The organism is Streptomyces violaceorubidus (assembly GCF_000717995.1).
In the GTDB taxonomy this organism is placed as follows: Bacteria; Actinomycetota; Actinomycetes; order Streptomycetales; family Streptomycetaceae; genus Streptomyces; species Streptomyces violaceorubidus.
The window spans coordinates 100,658-116,894 of the sequence record NZ_JODM01000005.1 but is presented as its reverse complement, the minus strand read 5'-3'; the positions used below and the strand labels follow the sequence as shown (position 1 = coordinate 116,894).

Below are 16,237 nucleotides of genomic sequence, written 5' to 3'. Positions count from 1 at the left end.
CGCGCCCCCCGTTCAGCGGCCCCCCGCCCGGCCCCCTCCAACGGGCGCCCGGCCGCGCCGCCGCGCACGATCGGTGCTAGGAGGCCGTCCACCGGGCGGCCCCGCACGGTCCGCGCTCTCGGGAGGATTCGCCATGACCGCCAGTACCGCCAGTCTGGAGGCGCTGCGCCGCTGCCACTTCGCCGTCGACCTGGGCGCGGCGCGGACCCGCGTCTATGTGAAGGGGGCCGGGCTCGTCGTCGACCAGCCGTCCGCCGCGGCGGTCAACACCCGCACGGGCGCGCTCATCGCGGTCGGCGAGTTCGCGGAGAAGATGACCGGCCGTACCCCGGGCTACATCCGCGTCGTACGGCCCGTCTCCGGCGGCACGGTGGTCGACATCGAGATGGCCCAGCGCATGCTGCGCCACCTGCTCGGCGACCGGATCCGCCGCACCCTGCGCCGCAAGCCCCGGCTGCGGGCCGCCGTCTGCACCCCGCACGACGCGGATCCGCTGTCCCAGCGCGCGGCGATCGAGACGCTGGTCGGGCTCGGGGCGCGCCGGGTGGAGCTCGTGGACACGCTCATCGCGGCGGCGGTCGGCTGCGGACTGCCGGTGGAGCAGCCCGAGGCGACCATGATCATGGTGTGCGGCGCGCACGCCACGCAGGTCGCGGTGCTCTCCCTCGGCTCGATCGTCACCGCCGAGCGCATCCCGGTGGGCGGCGAGGCCGTGGACCACGCGATCGTGCAGCTGCTGCGCCACCAGCACGAGCTGGTGCTGCCCAGCCAGTCCGTGCGCCCGTTGCAGCTCGCCCTGTCCGGCAACGGGCTGACCCCGCAGGGACCGGCGTCCACCGAGATCCACGGCCGGGACGTGGCGACCGGGCTGGCCCGCAGTGTGCGGGTCGACACCGCCACGGTGCGCAACGCCATCCAGACGCCGCTGACGGCCGTGCTCGACGGCATCGGCAAGGTGTTGCGGGACTGCCCGCCGGACCTGGTCGCCGACCTCGCCGACCGCGGGATCATGATGGTCGGCGGGAGCGCCCTGCTGCCGGGCTTCGACCAGATGCTGCGCCAGGCCACCGGGATGCCGGTGCACATCGCGGAACGGCCCGACGTGTGCGCGGTCCAGGGCCTCGGCAGCATGCTGGAGGGCCGGGTCGAGCCGCTCGTCCTGCACCCGACGACCGCCGGCTCCGACGCCGACTGACGGCCGAGGGACCGAAAGAAAAGGCCGAGCAAGCCGAGGAAGCCGAGGAAGCCGGACGCATGACCGCGCAGCCCGCGCCCCGACTGACCCGTCTCCTCGAAGCCCTCCTGGGTGTCGGCACCGCCCTCGACCTGCACGACGTCCTGCGGCAGGTCGTGGACGGCGCCGCCGGACTGACCGGCGCCGACCGCGCGGTCCTGGTCGTCGCCGACCCGGGCGAGGGCGGTCCCGCCGAGATCCGCACCCCGGGCCCGGAACCCGTACCCCGGACGGCACCCGTGCTGCGGGTGCCGATCCACGTGGGGGAGGAGGAGTTCGGCGAGCTGCGGCTGGCCGGGCGGCCCGGCGCCGCCCCGTTCACCGTCGAGGACGAGCAGCTGCTGCGGATCCTGGCCACGCAGGCCGCCGTCTCGATCGGCAACGCCCGGCTGTACGAGACGGCCCGGCAGCGCGAGCGCTGGATCGAGGGCGCGGCGGCCGTCACCACCGCGCTGCTCACCGAGGAGGGCGCCGACGACGCGCTGACCACGGTGGCCGAGCGGGCCCGGCTGCTGGCCGGCGCCTCCGCGGGCGTCATCCTGCACCCGACGGCCGAGGGCGGCATGGAGATCGTGGCCGCCTCCTCCCCCGACGACCCGGACGGCATGGTCGGCGCGACCATCACGCCGGGCAGCCCCGTGCTGGAGCAACTGCTGGGCGGGGAGCCGGTGTTCATCGACGACTCGGCGACCGATCCCCGTATGACGACCCACGTGCGGCACCGGTTCGGGCCGAGCATGATGCTGCCCCTGCGGGCGGGCGGCCGGCTGATCGGCACCCTCGCCCTGCCCCGCCGGCGCGGTGGACTCCCGTACACGGACCTGGAACGGCTGCTCGCGACGCAGTTCGCCTCGCAGGCGGCGCTCGCCCTCGTCCTGGCCGACGCCCGGCGCGGCAGGGAGCGGCTGGCGGTCTACGAGGACCGCGACCGCATCGCCCGTGACCTGCACGACCTGGTGGTGCAGCGGCTGTTCGCCACCGGCATGATGCTGGAGTCCACCCGGCGCCGGCCGGGCGCCGACGACGTCCGCGACATCCTCGGCCGTGCGGTGGACGAGCTGCGCTCCACGGTCGGTGAGGTCCGCACGGCGATCCTCACCCTCCAGCAGCCCCCGGCGGGCCCTCCGACGGGCCTGCGCGGCCGGGTCCTGCGCGAGACCGCGACCGCCGCCGCCCGGCTCGGTGTCGCACCGTCCACGCAGTTCAGGGGCGCCGTCGACACCCGGGTGCCCGACCCGGTCGCCGACCGCCTCCTGACCGCCCTCCGCGACGCCCTGGCCGACGCGTCCGCGCGCCCGGGCGTCTCCCGCGTCGAGGTCACCGTCGAGACGCCCGCCCCCTCGCCCCGGGGCCGGGACGGGGTACGCCTGCGGGTCGTCGACGACGGCGAGCGCGAGGGGCACGACGGGCGTGACGGGGACGGCGGGGTCGGGGCACGGGGGACGACGGTCACGTGGTGGGCGCCGCTCTAGCGGAGGGTGCCGGCCCGCGGGGCGGGGTACCCGGCCGGTGAACCCGCCCGGCAGGAGGAGGTACCACGATGAGCGAGCCGAGCGAGCCGACCCCGTCCCAGGCCGAGGGCGAACGCGACGACGAACCGGACACCCCGGACGTGCCGCACACCACTCCCTCCCAGGCCGAGGGCGAACGCGAGGACGAAGCCGAGCCCGCGGGGAAGGAACCGGAATCCGGGTGACGCGGCGCCACCGCGGGCCAGAAGGTTTCTGCAGAGGTGACGCGGAGTGGGGCGGGTGGGACTCGAACCCACGGCCGACGGATTATGAGTCCGCTGCTCTAACCGGCTGAGCTACCGCCCCATAGCGGCGTGTCGCGTACATGTGTGCGCGCCGTCTGCCGCAGCATAGCCGCTCATACGATCTCCTGCCTCGGATGGTCGGCTTCCACGGCTGCCTTCATGACCTTGAAGACTCCGCAGCGTGCCGCGCGGTTCCCGGGACGTGAGAACCCGTGAGGGGGCACATGAAAAAGGACCCCGAAGGGTCCTCGATCACGCTGCTCCCCCGACTGGACTCGAACCAGTAACCTGCCGGTTAACAGCCGGCTGCTCTGCCAATTGAGCTACGGAGGACCGAGCTCCCCGGACTGGACTCGAACCAGTAACCTGCCGGTTAACAGCCGGCTGCTCTGCCAATTGAGCTACCGAGGAAGGTCTCGTATCGCATCGAACGCCTCGGCCTGGGTATTCGCCAGGGGGCGCGCGCTCGCTGCGACACATACATTAGCGCAAGCAGGGGGGTGCTCCGCCAATCGGTACTCGCCAGCACCCCGGAGCCAGTGAAGGGAAGGGTGGCCGCCATGCGTTACCGGCTCACATTCGTCGTCGGACTAGCGGTGGGTTACGTGCTCGGCACGAAGGCCGGGCGGGAGCGTTACGAGCAGTTGCGGAAGTCCGCGCAGCAGGTCGCGCAGAACCCGGCCGTGCGCAACACCGCGGAGTCCGCGGCCCAGCAGGGCAAGCACTTCGCCGACAAGGCGTACCACGTGGTGAGCGACAAGGTCGGCGACCGGATGCCCGACTCGGTGGCCCACCGGGTCCGCTCGCTGCGCGGACGCGGCAGCAACGGCAGCGGTCCCGACGACTGGGGCACCAGCAACACCTGAGGCCCGGTACGGGCACCTCGGCCGGTGCGGCAGAATTTCGGGTATGGGGATAGTCGCCGGGTTGGACAGTTCGCCCGATTTCACTCGTATCGTCGTCTGTGATGCGGACACGGGTGCCGTGCTGCGCCAGGGTTACGCGCCGCACCCGTTGGAAAGCCCCGAGGGCGGGGGCCGGCCCGCGGACGTCGATCCGCAGGCCTGGCTGCTGTCCCTCGGGGAGGCGGCCGGCGGCGGGCTCCTGGAGGGCGTGCAGGCCATCGGCGTGTCGGCGCAGGCCAACTCGGTCGTGCCGCTGGACGCGCAGGGCAACACCGTGCGCCCGGCCATGGTCGGCGGCGACAAGCGCTCCCAGGTCGCGGCGGCCGACCTGATCGACGCGCTCGGCGGGCGCGAGGCCTGGGCGCAGGCCGTGGGCTCGGTGCCGCAGGCCGGGCAGCCCGTGACGAAGCTGCGCTGGCTGGCGCGGAGCGAGCCGGAGGCCGCCGCGCGCACCGCCGTACTGCTCCAGGCCCACGACTGGCTGGTGTGGCAGTTGCTCGGGCGGCCGGTCCGGCGGACCACCGACCGGGGCGGGGCCTCGGGCACCGGGTACTGGTCGGCGGCGACCGGCGGTTACCGGCCGGATCTGGTCGAGCTGGCGCTCGGGCACCAGGCGATGCTGCCGGAGGTGATCGGCCCGGCCGAGGCGGCCGGCACCACGCCGGAGGGACTGCTGATCTCCGCGGGGACCGGCGAGACCCAGGCCGCCGCCTTCGGACTCGGGATCGGGCTCGGCGACGCGGTGGTGTCGCTGGGCGCCTCCGGGTCCGTGATGGCCGTGCACACCGAGCCGCTCGTCGACCAGTCCGGAATGATCACCGCGCTCGCCGACGCCACCGGCATGCACCTGCCGGTCGTCACCACCCTGAACGCGGTGCGGGCCCTGCGCGGCACCGCCGAACTGCTCGGTCTGCCGGACCTGGAGAGCCTGTCCGAGCTGGCGATGAAGTCGACGCCCGGAGCGCACGGGCTGGTGCTGCTCCCCTATCTGGAGGGCGAGCGCACGCCGAACCTGCCGCACACCGCGGGCACCCTGGCCGGTCTCAGGCGCGAGTCGATGCGGCCGGAGCACCTGGCGCGGGCGGCGTTCGAGGGGATGCTGTGCGGTCTCGCCGATGCCCTGGACGTGCTGCGGGGGCGGGGAGTGGAGGTGCGGCGGGTGTTCCTGCTCGGCGCGGCGGCCGAGCTGCCGGCCGTACAGGCGGCGGCGCCCGCGCTGTTCGGGACGCAGGTCGTGGTGCCGCAGCCGGCGGACTACGCGGCGATCGGCTCGGCCCGCCAGGCCGCCTGGGCGCTGGGCGTCTCCCGGGGCACGCTCGACCCGCGCACTCCCCCGGTCTGGCAGGGCGCGGTGGCGCAGGTGCTCGAACCGGGCGAGGAGCTGCCGGTGGGGCAGGCCGTGCGCCAGCAGTTCGTCTCGGTGCGCGAGCAGACCCACCCGGGGGCCCTGTGACGCGCGGGTCGGCGATCTGCCGCTCGTAGGCCGGAATGTGCCGCGCTCCTGGGTTAATCGGTTGAGGTAACGCGGGTGGAGTGTTCGACGATAGGGGCCAGGGGCAACCAACCGCGGCCCCTGTCGCCGACTCCGAGAGACTCAGTGTGCTCATACGACTACTGCGGACCTATCTCAGGCCCTACAAGAAACCCCTCACCCTGCTGGTGGCGCTGCAGTTCCTGCAGACCTGTGCCTCCCTCTACCTGCCGACGCTGAACGCGGGCATCATCGACGACGGTGTCGTGAAGGGGGACTCGGGCTACATCCTGAGCTACGGCGCCCTGATGATCGGCATCTCGCTGGCCCAGGTGGTCTGCAACATCGGTGCCGTCTACTACGGGGCGCGCACCGCCGCCGCCCTCGGCCGGGACGTGCGCGGTGCCGTCTTCGACCGGGTGCAGTCCTTCTCGGCACGCGAGGTGGGTCACTTCGGCGCGCCCTCGCTGATCACGCGGACCACCAACGACGTGCAGCAGGTCCAGATGCTGGCCCTGCTGACGTTCACCCTGATGGTGTCGGCGCCGATCATGTGCGTGGGCGGCATCGTGCTGGCACTCGGCCTGGACGTGCCGCTGTCCGGGGTGCTGCTCGGGGTCGTGCCGGTGCTGGCGATCTGCGTCACGCTGATCGTGCGGAAGCTGCGCCCGCTGTTCCGGGCCATGCAGGTGCGGCTGGACACGGTGAACCGGGTGCTGCGCGAGCAGATCACCGGCAACCGCGTCATCCGCGCCTTCGTGCGCGACGACCACGAGCAGCAGCGCTTCAAGAAGGCCAACACCGAGCTGACCGAGGTGGCCCTCGGCACCGGCAACCTGCTCGCGCTGATGTTCCCGGTCGTCATGACCGTGGTGAACCTGTCGTCGATCGCGGTGGTCTGGTTCGGCGCCCACCGCATCGACAGCGGCGGGATGCAGATCGGCGACCTGACAGCGTTCCTCGCCTACCTCATGCAGATCGTCATGTCCGTGATGATGGCCACCTTCATGTTCATGATGGTGCCGCGCGCCGAGGTGTGCGCCGAGCGCATCCAGGAGGTCCTGGGGACCGAGAGCAGCGTGGTGCCGCCGGCGGCCCCGGTCGCCGAGCTGCGCCGGCACGGGCACCTGGAGATCCGGGAGGCGGGCTTCCGCTACCCCGGGGCCGAGGAGCCGGTGCTCAAGGACATCGTTCTGGTGGCGAAGCCGGGCGAGACGACCGCCGTCATCGGCTCGACCGGCAGCGGCAAGTCGACCCTGCTGGGCCTGGTCCCCCGTCTCTTCGACGCCACCGACGGCGAGGTCCTGGTCAACGGGGTGGACGTGCGCACCGTCGACCCGAAGACGCTGGCCAAGGTGGTGAGCCTGGTGCCGCAGAAGCCGTACCTCTTCGCCGGCACCGTCGCGACCAATCTGCGCTACGGCAATCCGGAGGCCACCGACGAGGAGCTGTGGCACGCACTGAAGGTGGCGCAGGCCAAGGACTTCGTCTCCGAGCTGGAGGGCGGGCTCGACGCGCCGATCGCGCAGGGCGGCACCAACGTGTCCGGCGGTCAGCGGCAGCGGCTCGCCATCGCCCGGACGCTGGTCCAGCGCCCGGAGATCTACCTCTTCGACGACTCCTTCTCCGCCCTCGACTACGCCACCGACGCGGCGCTGCGGGCCGAGCTGGCCGAGGAGACCGCCGAGGCGACCGTGGTGATCGTGGCGCAGCGGGTGGCGACCATCCGGGACGCGGACCGGATCGTCGTGCTGGACGAGGGGCGGGTGGTCGGCGTGGGCCGGCACCAGGAACTGATGGCGGACAACGAGACCTACCGGGAGATCGTGCTCTCCCAGCTGACGGAAGCGGAGGCTGCCTGATGGCCGGGCCTGCGGGTCGCATGATGGCCGGGGGCGGCCCCGACCAGCGTTCGATGGACTTCAAGGGGTCGAGCAAGCGGCTCCTCGCCCAGTTCCGGCCGGAGCGGGGGACGCTGTTCACGCTGCTGGCCTGCGTGGTGGTCAGCGTCGGCCTCAACGTCATCGGGCCGAAGATCCTCGGCCGGGCCACCGACCTGGTCTTCGCGGGCATCGTGGGGCGGGACATGCCGTCCGGGGCCACGAAGGAGCAGGTCCTTGAATCCATGCGCGAGCGCGGTGACGGCAAGGTCGCCGACATGCTCCGCAGCACGGACTTCACCCCGGGGCAGGGCATCGACTTCGACGCGGTCGGCAAGGTGCTGCTGATCGCGCTGGCGACGTTCGCCGTCGCGGGTCTGCTGATGGCGGTGGCCACGCGGCTGGTGAACCGCGCGGTGAACCGGACGATGTTCCGGCTGCGCGAGGACGTGCAGACCAAGCTGTCCCGGCTGCCGCTGTCGTACTTCGACAAGCGCCAACGCGGCGAGGTGCTCAGCCGCGCCACCAACGACATCGACAACATCGGGCAGACGCTCCAGCAGTCGCTGGGCCAGCTGATCAACTCGCTGCTCACCATCATCGGCGTGCTGGCGGTGATGTTCTACGTCTCCTGGATCCTGGCGCTGGTCGCGCTGGTGACCGTGCCGCTGTCCTTCGTGGTGGCCACGCGGGTGGGCAAGCGGTCGCAGCCGCAGTTCGTGCAGCAGTGGCGCTCGACGGGGCAGCTGAACGCCCACATCGAGGAGATGTACACCGGGCACGCGCTGGTGAAGGTGTTCGGACGGCAGGAGGAGTCGGCGCGGCAGTTCGCCGAGCAGAACGACGCGCTGTACGAGGCCGGGTTCCGGGCGCAGTTCAACAGCGGGATCATGCAGCCGCTGATGATGTGCGTGTCCAACCTGAACTACGTGCTGGTCGCGGTGGTCGGCGGCCTGCGGGTGGCCTCGGGCCAGCTGTCGATCGGCGACGTGCAGGCCTTCATCCAGTACTCCCGGCAGTTCTCGATGCCGCTGACGCAGGTCGCGTCGATGGCGAACCTGGTGCAGTCGGGCGTGGCCTCGGCGGAGCGGATCTTCGAACTGCTGGACGGGGAGGAGCAGTCGGCGGACCCCATCGCGGGCGTGCGGCCCGAGGATCTGCGCGGCCGGGTGGAACTGGAGCACGTGTCCTTCCGCTACGACCCCGACAAGCCGCTGATCGAGGACCTCTCGCTGAAGGTGGAGCCGGGTCACACGGTCGCCGTCGTCGGGCCGACCGGGGCCGGCAAGACCACGCTGGTCAACCTGCTGATGCGGTTCTACGAGGTGTCCGGCGGCCGGATCACCCTGGACGGCGTCGACATCGCGAAGATGTCCCGGGACGAGCTGCGCGCCGGGATCGGCATGGTGCTCCAGGACACCTGGCTGTTCGGCGGCACCATCGCGGAGAACATCGCGTACGGGGCGGCGCGGGAGGTCACCCGCGGGGAGATCGAGGAGGCCGCGCGGGCCGCGCACGCCGACCGGTTCGTACGGACGCTGCCCGAGGGCTACGACACGGTGATCGACGACGAGGGCACGGGGGTGAGCGCGGGCGAGAAGCAGCTGATCACCATCGCGCGGGCGTTCCTGTCCGACCCGGTGATCCTGGTGCTCGACGAGGCGACGTCGTCCGTGGACACGCGGACGGAGGTGCTGATCCAGAAGGCGATGGCGAAGCTGGCGCACGGCAGGACGTCGTTCGTGATCGCGCACCGGCTGTCGACGATCCGGGACGCGGACACGATCCTGGTGATGGAGGACGGGGCGATCGTGGAGCAGGGGGCGCACTCCGAACTGCTCGCGGCGGGGGGCGCGTACGCGCGCCTCTACAAGGCTCAGTTCGCACAGGCGGTGGCCGAGGTGGGGTGAGCCGTTGGGGATCAGTCCAGGTAGCCCCTCAGTTGGTCCGCGTAGGCGTGGTCGCGGAGTTTGTTGAGGGTCTTGGACTCGATCTGGCGGATGCGTTCGCGGGTGACGCCGAAGAGGCGGCCTATCTCCTCCAGGGTGCGGGGGCGGCCGTCGACCAGGCCGTAGCGGAGCTGGACGACCTTGCGTTCGCGTTCACCGAGGGTGGAGAGCACCGCCTCCAGGTGCTGGCGCAGCAGCAGGAAGGCGGCCGTCTCGACGGGGCTGGCGGCGTCGCCGTCCTCGATGAGGTCGCCGAGGGCGACGTCGTCCTCCTCGCCGACCGGCGCGTACAGGGACACCGGCTCCTGGGCCAGGCGCAGCACCTCGCCGACGCGCTCGGGGGCCAGGTCCAGGTGGGCGGCGACCTCCTGCGGGGTCGGCTCGTAGCCGCGTTCCTGGAGCATCCGGCGCTGGACGCGGACGACCCGGTTGATCAGCTCCACGACGTGGACGGGGACGCGGATGGTGCGGGCCTGGTCGGCCAGGGCGCGGGACATGGCCTGGCGGATCCACCAGGTGGCGTAGGTGGAGAACTTGTAGCCCCGGGCGTAGTCGAACTTCTCGACGGCCCGGATCAGGCCCGGGTTGCCCTCCTGGACCAGGTCCAGCATGGTCAGCCCGCGGCCGACGTACCGCTTGGCCACCGACACCACGAGCCGCAGGTTGGCCTCGATCAGGCGGCGCTTGGCGAGGCGGCCCATGACGACGAGCCGGTCGAGGTCGAGGGCGAGGCGGTCGTCCAGGCCGGGCGTGCGCCGCAGCTTCTCCTCGGCGAACAGCCCGGCCTCCACGCGCCGGGCGAGGTCGACCTCCTCGGCCGCGGACAGCAGCGGGATCCGCCCGATCTCGCGCAGGTACTGCCGGAACAGGTCGGAGGAGGGTCCGCCGGACTCGGTACGGGTGGGCGGCGGCGGTTCCGGCGGCTCGGGCACGTCCGCGGGGGCACCGAAGTGGTCCCCGGCCGCCCCGGCACGGGGCTGCGCGGGCAGCGCGACGAGCACACCGCGCTCCGCGTCCGGCTCCGCGCCGCCGGTACCGGTGTCGGTCTGGGTGAGGGTCCGGGTCTGCACGGGGGCGACCTCCAGGAGGGACGCGGCCGGCGGGGAACCGGCGGCGGTACGTCGGGGGCGGAGCCGGCTCGCTCGCCGCTGTCCGCCTCGCACGCGTGCGCTCGGGCACGCCCCCAGTGTGGGCTACGGCACATCGCCGCCACGAGGGGCGTGCGGTGACTTTTTGCGTCCGGTCCGTGACCGAGGGATTGCCCGCGGGCGCCCCCGGGTCCGGCCTGTGGGGCCTGTCCGACCCTTCGCGTCGCCGCCCGAAGGCCGGCCGCGCGGCGCCGGGTGCGGGCTCTGGGGGTCTCCCGGCCGGAGGCTGGGGAGTGTCGGCCCCAGGGCCCGCGTACTGGCCGTACTCGGGTCCGGGGCCGGTGCGGCGAGAGTGCGTGCATGGCGTCGAGCGGCAGACGCGAGTCGTCAGAGGGGCCTCAGAGCGCGGCGGCGCCGTGTTCGCGCAGGTTCTGGTCGTACTGCTGGAGGACCCACAGCTCGTTCTGCACGGCGGCCAGTTCGGCGGGGCCGGCGTGGCCGGAGAGGCGGGTGAGGCGGCCGGTGATGTCGCGGATGCGGCGCTCGACGGCGCGGCGGCGGACCGTGACGAGCTGGGCGCCCGCGTAGACCTCGTCGACGCCCTTCACGCCGCGGTGCAGCAGGATCGCCTCGACCGCGAGTTCGGTGACCATGGCGCGGACCGTGTCGTCGGGGGCGGCCTCGCGGACCCGGACCAGGTAGTCCTGCGGGTCCTGGACGCCGAACTCGGCGCCGCCCGCCTCCATGATCGCCTCGCGTACGGCGGCGTAGGGCGGGGCGGTGAACTCGTCGACGCCGTACGCGTCGAAGGCCGGGGAGACCAGCTCGGGGCGTTGCAGGGCGAGCTTGAGCAGCTCACGCTCGGTGGCGAAGACCGGGTTGCGGAGGTTGAGGGCGGGGCCCCGGGGGACGGCCCGGGCCGGTCCGGCCTGCTGCTGCGGGCCGGCGCCGCGCTGCCGCTGGTCGGGGGCGGGGCCCTTGCCGCCGCGGTCGCGGGCCCAGCGGGCGAGCTGGGCGATCCGCTTGACCACGAACTGGGTGTCGAGGATGCCGAGCATCCCGGCGAGCTGCACGGCGACCTCGTGCTGGGCGCCGCTGTTCTTGATCCGGGCGACCACGGGAGCGGCCTCGTCGAGGGCCGAGGCGCGGCCGGCCGGGGTGTCCAGGTCGTAGCGGGAGACGATCTGGCGCAGGGCGAACTCGAAGAGCGGGGTGCGCGGCTCGACCAGGTCGGTGACCGCGTCGTCGCCCTTGGCCAGGCGCAGGTCGCAGGGGTCCATGCCGTCGGGGGCGATGGCGATGTAGGTCTCGGCGGCGAACTTCTGGTCGTCCTCGAAGGCGCGCAGGGCCGCCTTCTGGCCGGCCGCGTCGCCGTCGAAGGTGAAGATGACGCGGGCCGAGCCGTTGTCCATCAGGAGACGGCGCAGGATCTTGATGTGGTCGCCGCCGAAGGCGGTGCCGCAGGTGGCGATGGCCGTGGTGACACCGGCGAGGTGGCAGGCCATGACGTCCGTGTAGCCCTCGACGACCACGGCGCGGGACGCCTTGGCGATGTCCTTCTTGGCGAGGTCGATGCCGTAGAGGACCTGGGACTTCTTGTAGATCGCGGTCTCGGGCGTGTTCAGGTACTTCGGGCCGTTGTCCGCCTCGTACAGCTTGCGGGCGCCGAAGCCGACGACGTCGCCGCCGATGTCGCGGATGGGCCACATCAGCCGGCCGCGGAAGCGGTCGATGGGGCCGCGGCGGCCCTCCTGGGAGAGGCCGGAGAGCAGCAGCTCCTTGTCGCTGAAGCCCTTGCCACGCAGGAAGCGGGTGAGGTGGTCCCAGCCCTGGGGGCTGTAGCCGACGCCGAAGTGCTCGGCGGCGGCCTGGTCGAAACCGCGGTCGGCGAGGAAGGCTCGCCCGGTCTCCGCCTCGGGGCCGGTCGCCAGCTGCTCCGCGTACCACTGTGCGGCGATCTTGTGGGCCTCGACCAGGCGGATGCGCTCCCCGCGCTGGTGGGAGGGGTTGTAGCCGCCCTCCTCGTAGCGCAGGGTGATGCCGGCCTGGCCGGCCAGGCGCTCGACCGCCTCCGAGAAGGTGAGGTGGTCGATCTTCATCACGAACGTGATGGTGTCGCCGCCCTCCTGGCAGCCGAAGCAGTGGAAGAACCCCTTGCTCGGACTGACCTGGAAGGACGGCGACTTCTCGTCGTGGAAGGGGCACAGCCCCTTCAGATTGCCGCCCCCCGCGTTGCGCAGCTGGAGGTACTCCGAGACGACGGCGTCGATCGGGACCGCGTCCCGTACCGCCTTCACGTCCTCGTCGTTGATCCGTCCTGCCACGCGTGAAGTCTACGGGGGAGCACCGACAGCTATGCGACGAGGCTTTCGAGGGATACGTGCGGGTTCGCCAGCGCCTCCGTGTCCACCCGGGTCTTCGAGCGGATCAGCTGCTGGATCGGCTCCGTGACGTCCCACACGTTGACGTTCATCCCGGCCAGCACCCGGCCCTCCTTCACCCAGAAGGCGATGAACTCGCGCTTCGCCGCGTCCCCGCGGATCACCACCTGGTCGTAGGACCCGGCCGGCGCCCAGCCGGAGTACTCCATGCCCAGGTCGTACTGGTCGGTGAAGAAGTAGGGCACGCGGTCGTGGGCGAGGCCCTTGCCGAGCATCGCGCGGGCGGCGGCCGGGCCGCCGTTGAGGGCGTTGGCCCAGTGCTCCACGCGCAGGCTGGTGTCGAAGAGGGCGTGGTGGAAGGAGGCGACGTCACCGGCCGCGTAGACGTCGGGGTCGGAGGTGCGCAGGTGGTCGTCGACGACGATGCCGCCGCCGTGGGCACGGTCGGCGATCTCCAGCCCTGCGGCCTGGGCGAGCGCGGTGCGCGGGGCGGCGCCGATCGCGGCGAGCACGTCGTGCGCGGGGTGCTCCTCGCCGTCGTCGGTACGGGCGGCCAGCACCACGCCGTCCTGGCCGACGATCTCCGTCAGCTTCACCCCGAAGCGGAAGCGGACGCCGTGCGCCTCGTGCAGTTCGGCGAAGACGGCGCCCAGCTCGGGACCGAGGACGCCGTGCAGCGGGGTCGGGGAGGGCTCGATGACGGTGACCTCCGCCCCGTACGCGCGGGCCGCGGCCGCGACCTCCAGGCCGATCCAGCCCGCGCCGGCGATCACGAGGTGTCCGTTGTCCCGGCCGAGGGAGGTCAGGACGCCCTTGAGGCGCTCGGCGTGGGCCAGGCGGCGCAGGTGGTGGACGCCCGCGAGGTCGGTGCCGGGGACGTCGAGGCGACGGGGCTCGGCGCCGGTGGCGATGAGCAGCTTGTCGTACCTGACGTGGGTGCCGTCGTCGCCGTAGTGGACGGTCTTGGCGGCCCGGTCGATCGCGACGACGGTCTGGCCGAGGTGCAGTTCGATGTCGTGCCGCGCGTACCAGGCGGGCTCGTGCACGAAGACGCTGTCGCGCTCCTCCTTGCCGAGGAGGTAGCCCTTGGACAGCGGCGGGCGCTCGTAGGGGTGGTCGCGTTCGTCGCAGACGAGGATCACCCGGCCGGTGAAGCCCTCCGTACGGAGCGTCTCGGCCGCCTTCGCGCCCGCCAGGCCGCCTCCGACGATGACGAATGTCTGATCCGCGTCGACCACTTGTTTGCCTCCTCGTCAGGGTGCCGCCACATGCGAGCGTCCCGCACGCGGCGTGGTGCGGGAAGGGGGAGTGACCCGATCAGGCCACGGAGTGCCGCGATTGGGGCGCCCGGCTGTCTCGTCCGGGGCGCCCCGGGGCCCGCCGGGTCACGCCTGTCCCGCCGCCAGTGTCATGGATGCCCCGTCAGCCGGGCGTGAAGCGAGCGGGCCGAGGCGTCGGTGAGGGAGGCGATCTGGTCCACGATCACCCGTTTGCGGGCCCGGTCGTCGTCGGCCGCGTCGAACAGGGCCCGGAACTGGGGGTCGAGCCCGTCGGGTGCGCGGGCGGTCAGCGCCTCGGCCAGCTCCGCGACGACGATCCGCTGGGCGGCGCGGAGCCGCTCCTGCTCGGTGCGCTGCATGACGTAGCGGACGGCGACCGCCTTGAGAACGGCGCACTCCATGCGGGTCGCGCGGGGCACGACCAGTTCGGCGGTGTACCGGGTGAGCCGGCCGCCGCCGTACGCGGCCCGGGTGGCGGCCTCGGCGGACAGGCAGAAGCGGCCGATGAGCTGGCTGGTGGCGTCCTTCAGCCGGGCCTGGGCGACCGCGGAGCCGTCGTAGCCGTGCGGCCACCAGTCCTGGGCGAGGAGCCGGTCGAGGGCGGCGGCGAGTTCGGCGTGGTCGGTGCCGGCGGGGACGTAGCGCCCGACGGCCACGTCGAACACGGCCTCGCGCTCGGGGTCGGCGAGCAGGCAGTTCGGGTCGATGTGCCCGGCGTGCAGGCCGTCCTCGACGTCGTGCACCGAGTACGCCACGTCGTCGGCCCAGTCCATGACCTGCGCCTCGAAGCAGGTGCGGGCGCCGGGGGCGTCCTCGCGGAGCCACGCGAAGACGGGCCGGTCGTCGTCGTACACCCCGAACTTCGGCGAGAGCGGGTCACGGGGGTGGGCGCCGCGCGGCCACGGGTACTTGGTCGCGGCGTCGAGCGTTGCGCGGGTGAGGTTGAGCCCGACGGAGCCGTCCTCGGTGAAGCGCTTGGGCTCGATGCGGGTGAGGAGCCTGAGCGACTGGGCGTTGCCCTCGAAGCCGCCGCAGTCCTCGGCGAAGGCGTTGAGGGCCTGTTCGCCGTTGTGCCCGAAGGGCGGGTGGCCCAGGTCGTGCGCGAGGCAGGCCGCCTCCACGAGGTCCGGGTCGCAGCCGAGGGCGGCGCCCAGCTCCCGGCCGACCTGGGCGCACTCCAGGGAGTGCGTGAGGCGGGTGCGGGGGCTGGCGTCCCAGCCGGGGCTGCCCTCCCCCGGCGCGACGACCTGCGTCTTCCCGGCGAGGCGGCGCAGCGCGGCGGAGTGCAGGATGCGGGCGCGGTCGCGTTGGAAGGCGGTGCGGCCGGGGCGCTTGTCCGGCTCGGGGGCGTAGCGGGCGGCCGACGCCGGGTCGTAGGGGGGTGCGGTGCGGGTGCCTTCCATGCCGTGAACAGTATGCGGAAGGTGTGACAGGTGCGCCTACGCGGGTGCCGGGTGCGGTTGCCGGGCGAGCGCGGCGTTCGTCGTGGCGCATCGCGCCGCTCCCCGCGCCCCTTCGAGGACGTCGGTCCCGCCGCCTGCCCCGCGTGCGCGGTCGTAGCGGTGGAGCAGGAGGCGGGCCATCGACGGGTGGGTGCCCAGGGGGTCGGAGGCGATCCACGGGGCCGCCGCCGCGCACTCGGTCGCGAAGCGGCCCGGGGCGGTGAAGCAGGCGGCGACGGCCACCCGGCGGTGGCCCCGAGCCGTCAGGGTGCGTACGGCCTCCGGGACCGTCGGGGCCGCCGCCGAGGCGTACGCCGGGACGACCGGGACGCCGAGGCGGGCGGAGAGGGCGGTCGCGGTGCGGGCGGTGTCGGCCCGGGACTCCGGGTCCCGGGAGCCGGCGGAGGCGAGGACGACGGCGTGGTCCGGGCCCGCGTGGGTGGGCCAGCCGGCCTCCGTGAGGCGGGCCTGGAGCGCGTCCACCAGGAGCGGGTGCGGGCCGAGCGGGTCGGCCACCCGGGTGCGGGCCAAGGAGGCCGCGGCCATCTCCGGGATGTCCCGTTTGACGTGGTGGCCGCGGCTGAGCAGGAGGGGCACGAGGACCGCCGCCCCGTCGCCGAGGGCGGTGAGCGTGTCGGGCAGCAGGGGCTCGTTCAGCTCGACGTGGCCGAGGTGCACCGGCACGGCGGGGCGCAGGGCGCGGACCCGGTCGAGGAGGGCCCGTACGGTGCTCAGCGCGCCCGGGTCGCGGCTGCCGTGGGCGACGACGACCAGGGCGGGGGTGCCGCCGGTGGCCGTGGTGGTCCCGTTGCTCGTCACTGTCATCGCCGTCATGCACCGAGGGTGGCCGC

The 16,237-nt window shown here is 73.0% G+C and carries 12 protein-coding genes and 3 tRNA genes; 7 read left to right on the top strand and 8 right to left on the bottom strand.

What is annotated here, in order from left to right; translation table 11 throughout:
- The first annotated feature begins 133 nt into the window (after positions 1–133).
- From IE94_RS0109715 to IE94_RS40315, 3 genes are all read left to right on the top strand, one after another.
- Positions 134–1,195 carry a rod shape-determining protein gene (locus IE94_RS0109715; RefSeq protein ID WP_030181136.1) on the top strand — a complete coding sequence of 354 codons (1,062 nt, stop codon included), beginning with the start codon at positions 134–136 and terminating at the stop codon, positions 1,193–1,195.
- A gap of 59 nt (positions 1,196–1,254) precedes the next feature.
- The gene (locus IE94_RS0109710; protein WP_030181134.1) at positions 1,255–2,706 is read left to right on the top strand and encodes a sensor histidine kinase; all 1,452 of its coding nucleotides are present in this window, start codon (positions 1,255–1,257) and stop codon (positions 2,704–2,706) included.
- A 68-nt stretch (positions 2,707–2,774) separates the two neighbouring features.
- Positions 2,775–2,930 carry a hypothetical protein gene (locus IE94_RS40315; RefSeq protein WP_167343949.1) on the top strand — a complete coding sequence of 52 codons (156 nt, stop codon included), beginning with the start codon at positions 2,775–2,777 and terminating at the stop codon, positions 2,928–2,930.
- 47 nt (positions 2,931–2,977) lie between these two features.
- Here the strand turns inward: IE94_RS40315 and IE94_RS0109700 are convergent.
- From IE94_RS0109700 to IE94_RS0109690, 3 genes are all read right to left on the bottom strand, one after another.
- A tRNA-Ile gene (locus IE94_RS0109700) sits at positions 2,978–3,051 on the bottom strand.
- A 199-nt stretch (positions 3,052–3,250) separates the two neighbouring features.
- Positions 3,251–3,323: transfer RNA gene (locus IE94_RS0109695), tRNA-Asn, on the bottom strand.
- A 5-nt stretch (positions 3,324–3,328) separates the two neighbouring features.
- A tRNA-Asn gene (locus tag IE94_RS0109690) sits at positions 3,329–3,401 on the bottom strand.
- Between the two features lie 149 nt (positions 3,402–3,550).
- Between IE94_RS0109690 and IE94_RS0109685 the strand changes: the two genes are divergently transcribed.
- The 4 genes from IE94_RS0109685 to IE94_RS0109670 all read left to right on the top strand — a co-directional run bounded on the left by IE94_RS0109685 (position 3,551) and on the right by IE94_RS0109670 (position 9,156).
- The gene (locus IE94_RS0109685; protein WP_030181133.1) at positions 3,551–3,856 is read left to right on the top strand and encodes a YtxH domain-containing protein; all 306 of its coding nucleotides are present in this window, start codon (positions 3,551–3,553) and stop codon (positions 3,854–3,856) included.
- Positions 3,857–3,899: 43 nt separating this feature from the next.
- Positions 3,900–5,348, top strand: a complete 1,449-nt coding sequence (locus IE94_RS0109680) for a xylulokinase (protein ID WP_030181131.1) — start codon at positions 3,900–3,902, stop codon at positions 5,346–5,348.
- A gap of 146 nt (positions 5,349–5,494) precedes the next feature.
- A complete protein-coding gene (locus IE94_RS0109675) occupies positions 5,495–7,228 on the top strand; it encodes an ABC transporter ATP-binding protein (protein WP_030181129.1) in 1,734 nt (577 codons plus the stop codon).
- Positions 7,228–9,156 (top strand): ABC transporter ATP-binding protein, encoded by a 1,929-nt coding sequence (locus IE94_RS0109670; protein WP_030181127.1) that lies wholly within the window; start codon positions 7,228–7,230, stop codon positions 9,154–9,156. The genes IE94_RS0109675 and IE94_RS0109670 overlap by 1 nt, the downstream gene beginning before the upstream one ends.
- 11 nt (positions 9,157–9,167) lie before the next feature.
- Here the strand turns inward: IE94_RS0109670 and IE94_RS0109665 are convergent, their stop codons facing one another.
- The 5 genes from IE94_RS0109665 to IE94_RS0109645 form a co-directional block, all read right to left on the bottom strand.
- Positions 9,168–10,358, bottom strand: a complete 1,191-nt coding sequence (locus IE94_RS0109665) for an RNA polymerase sigma factor (protein WP_030181126.1) — start codon at positions 10,356–10,358, stop codon at positions 9,168–9,170.
- A gap of 323 nt (positions 10,359–10,681) precedes the next feature.
- A complete protein-coding gene (gene dnaG / locus IE94_RS0109660) occupies positions 10,682–12,607 on the bottom strand; it encodes a DNA primase (protein ID WP_030181124.1) in 1,926 nt (641 codons plus the stop codon).
- 29 nt (positions 12,608–12,636) lie between these two features.
- A complete protein-coding gene (locus IE94_RS0109655; RefSeq protein WP_030181122.1) occupies positions 12,637–13,902 on the bottom strand; it encodes an NAD(P)/FAD-dependent oxidoreductase in 1,266 nt (421 codons plus the stop codon).
- A 170-nt stretch (positions 13,903–14,072) separates the two neighbouring features.
- Positions 14,073–15,347, bottom strand: coding sequence for a deoxyguanosinetriphosphate triphosphohydrolase (locus IE94_RS0109650; protein WP_030181115.1), 1,275 nt, complete (start codon positions 15,345–15,347; stop codon positions 14,073–14,075).
- A 36-nt stretch (positions 15,348–15,383) separates the two neighbouring features.
- Positions 15,384–16,220 carry a sirohydrochlorin chelatase gene (locus IE94_RS0109645; protein ID WP_030181113.1) on the bottom strand — a complete coding sequence of 279 codons (837 nt, stop codon included), beginning with the start codon at positions 16,218–16,220 and terminating at the stop codon, positions 15,384–15,386.
- Positions 16,221–16,237 lie beyond the last annotated feature (17 nt).

Bases quoted from the DNA above. Each gene is read 5' to 3' on its own strand.
- IE94_RS0109670 (WP_030181127.1), top strand. From the start codon at position 7,228: ATGGCCGGGCCTGCGGGTCGCATGATGGCCGGGGGCGGCCCCGACCAG.
- IE94_RS0109685 (WP_030181133.1), top strand. From the start codon at position 3,551: ATGCGTTACCGGCTCACATTCGTCGTCGGACTAGCGGTGGGTTACGTG.
- IE94_RS0109650 (WP_030181115.1), bottom strand. From the start codon at position 15,347: ATGGAAGGCACCCGCACCGCACCCCCCTACGACCCGGCGTCGGCCGCC.
- IE94_RS0109680 (WP_030181131.1), top strand. From the start codon at position 3,900: ATGGGGATAGTCGCCGGGTTGGACAGTTCGCCCGATTTCACTCGTATC.
- IE94_RS0109645 (WP_030181113.1), bottom strand. From the start codon at position 16,220: ATGACGGCGATGACAGTGACGAGCAACGGGACCACCACGGCCACCGGC.
- IE94_RS0109715 (WP_030181136.1), top strand. From the start codon at position 134: ATGACCGCCAGTACCGCCAGTCTGGAGGCGCTGCGCCGCTGCCACTTC.
- IE94_RS40315 (WP_167343949.1), top strand. From the start codon at position 2,775: ATGAGCGAGCCGAGCGAGCCGACCCCGTCCCAGGCCGAGGGCGAACGC.
- IE94_RS0109710 (WP_030181134.1), top strand. From the start codon at position 1,255: ATGACCGCGCAGCCCGCGCCCCGACTGACCCGTCTCCTCGAAGCCCTC.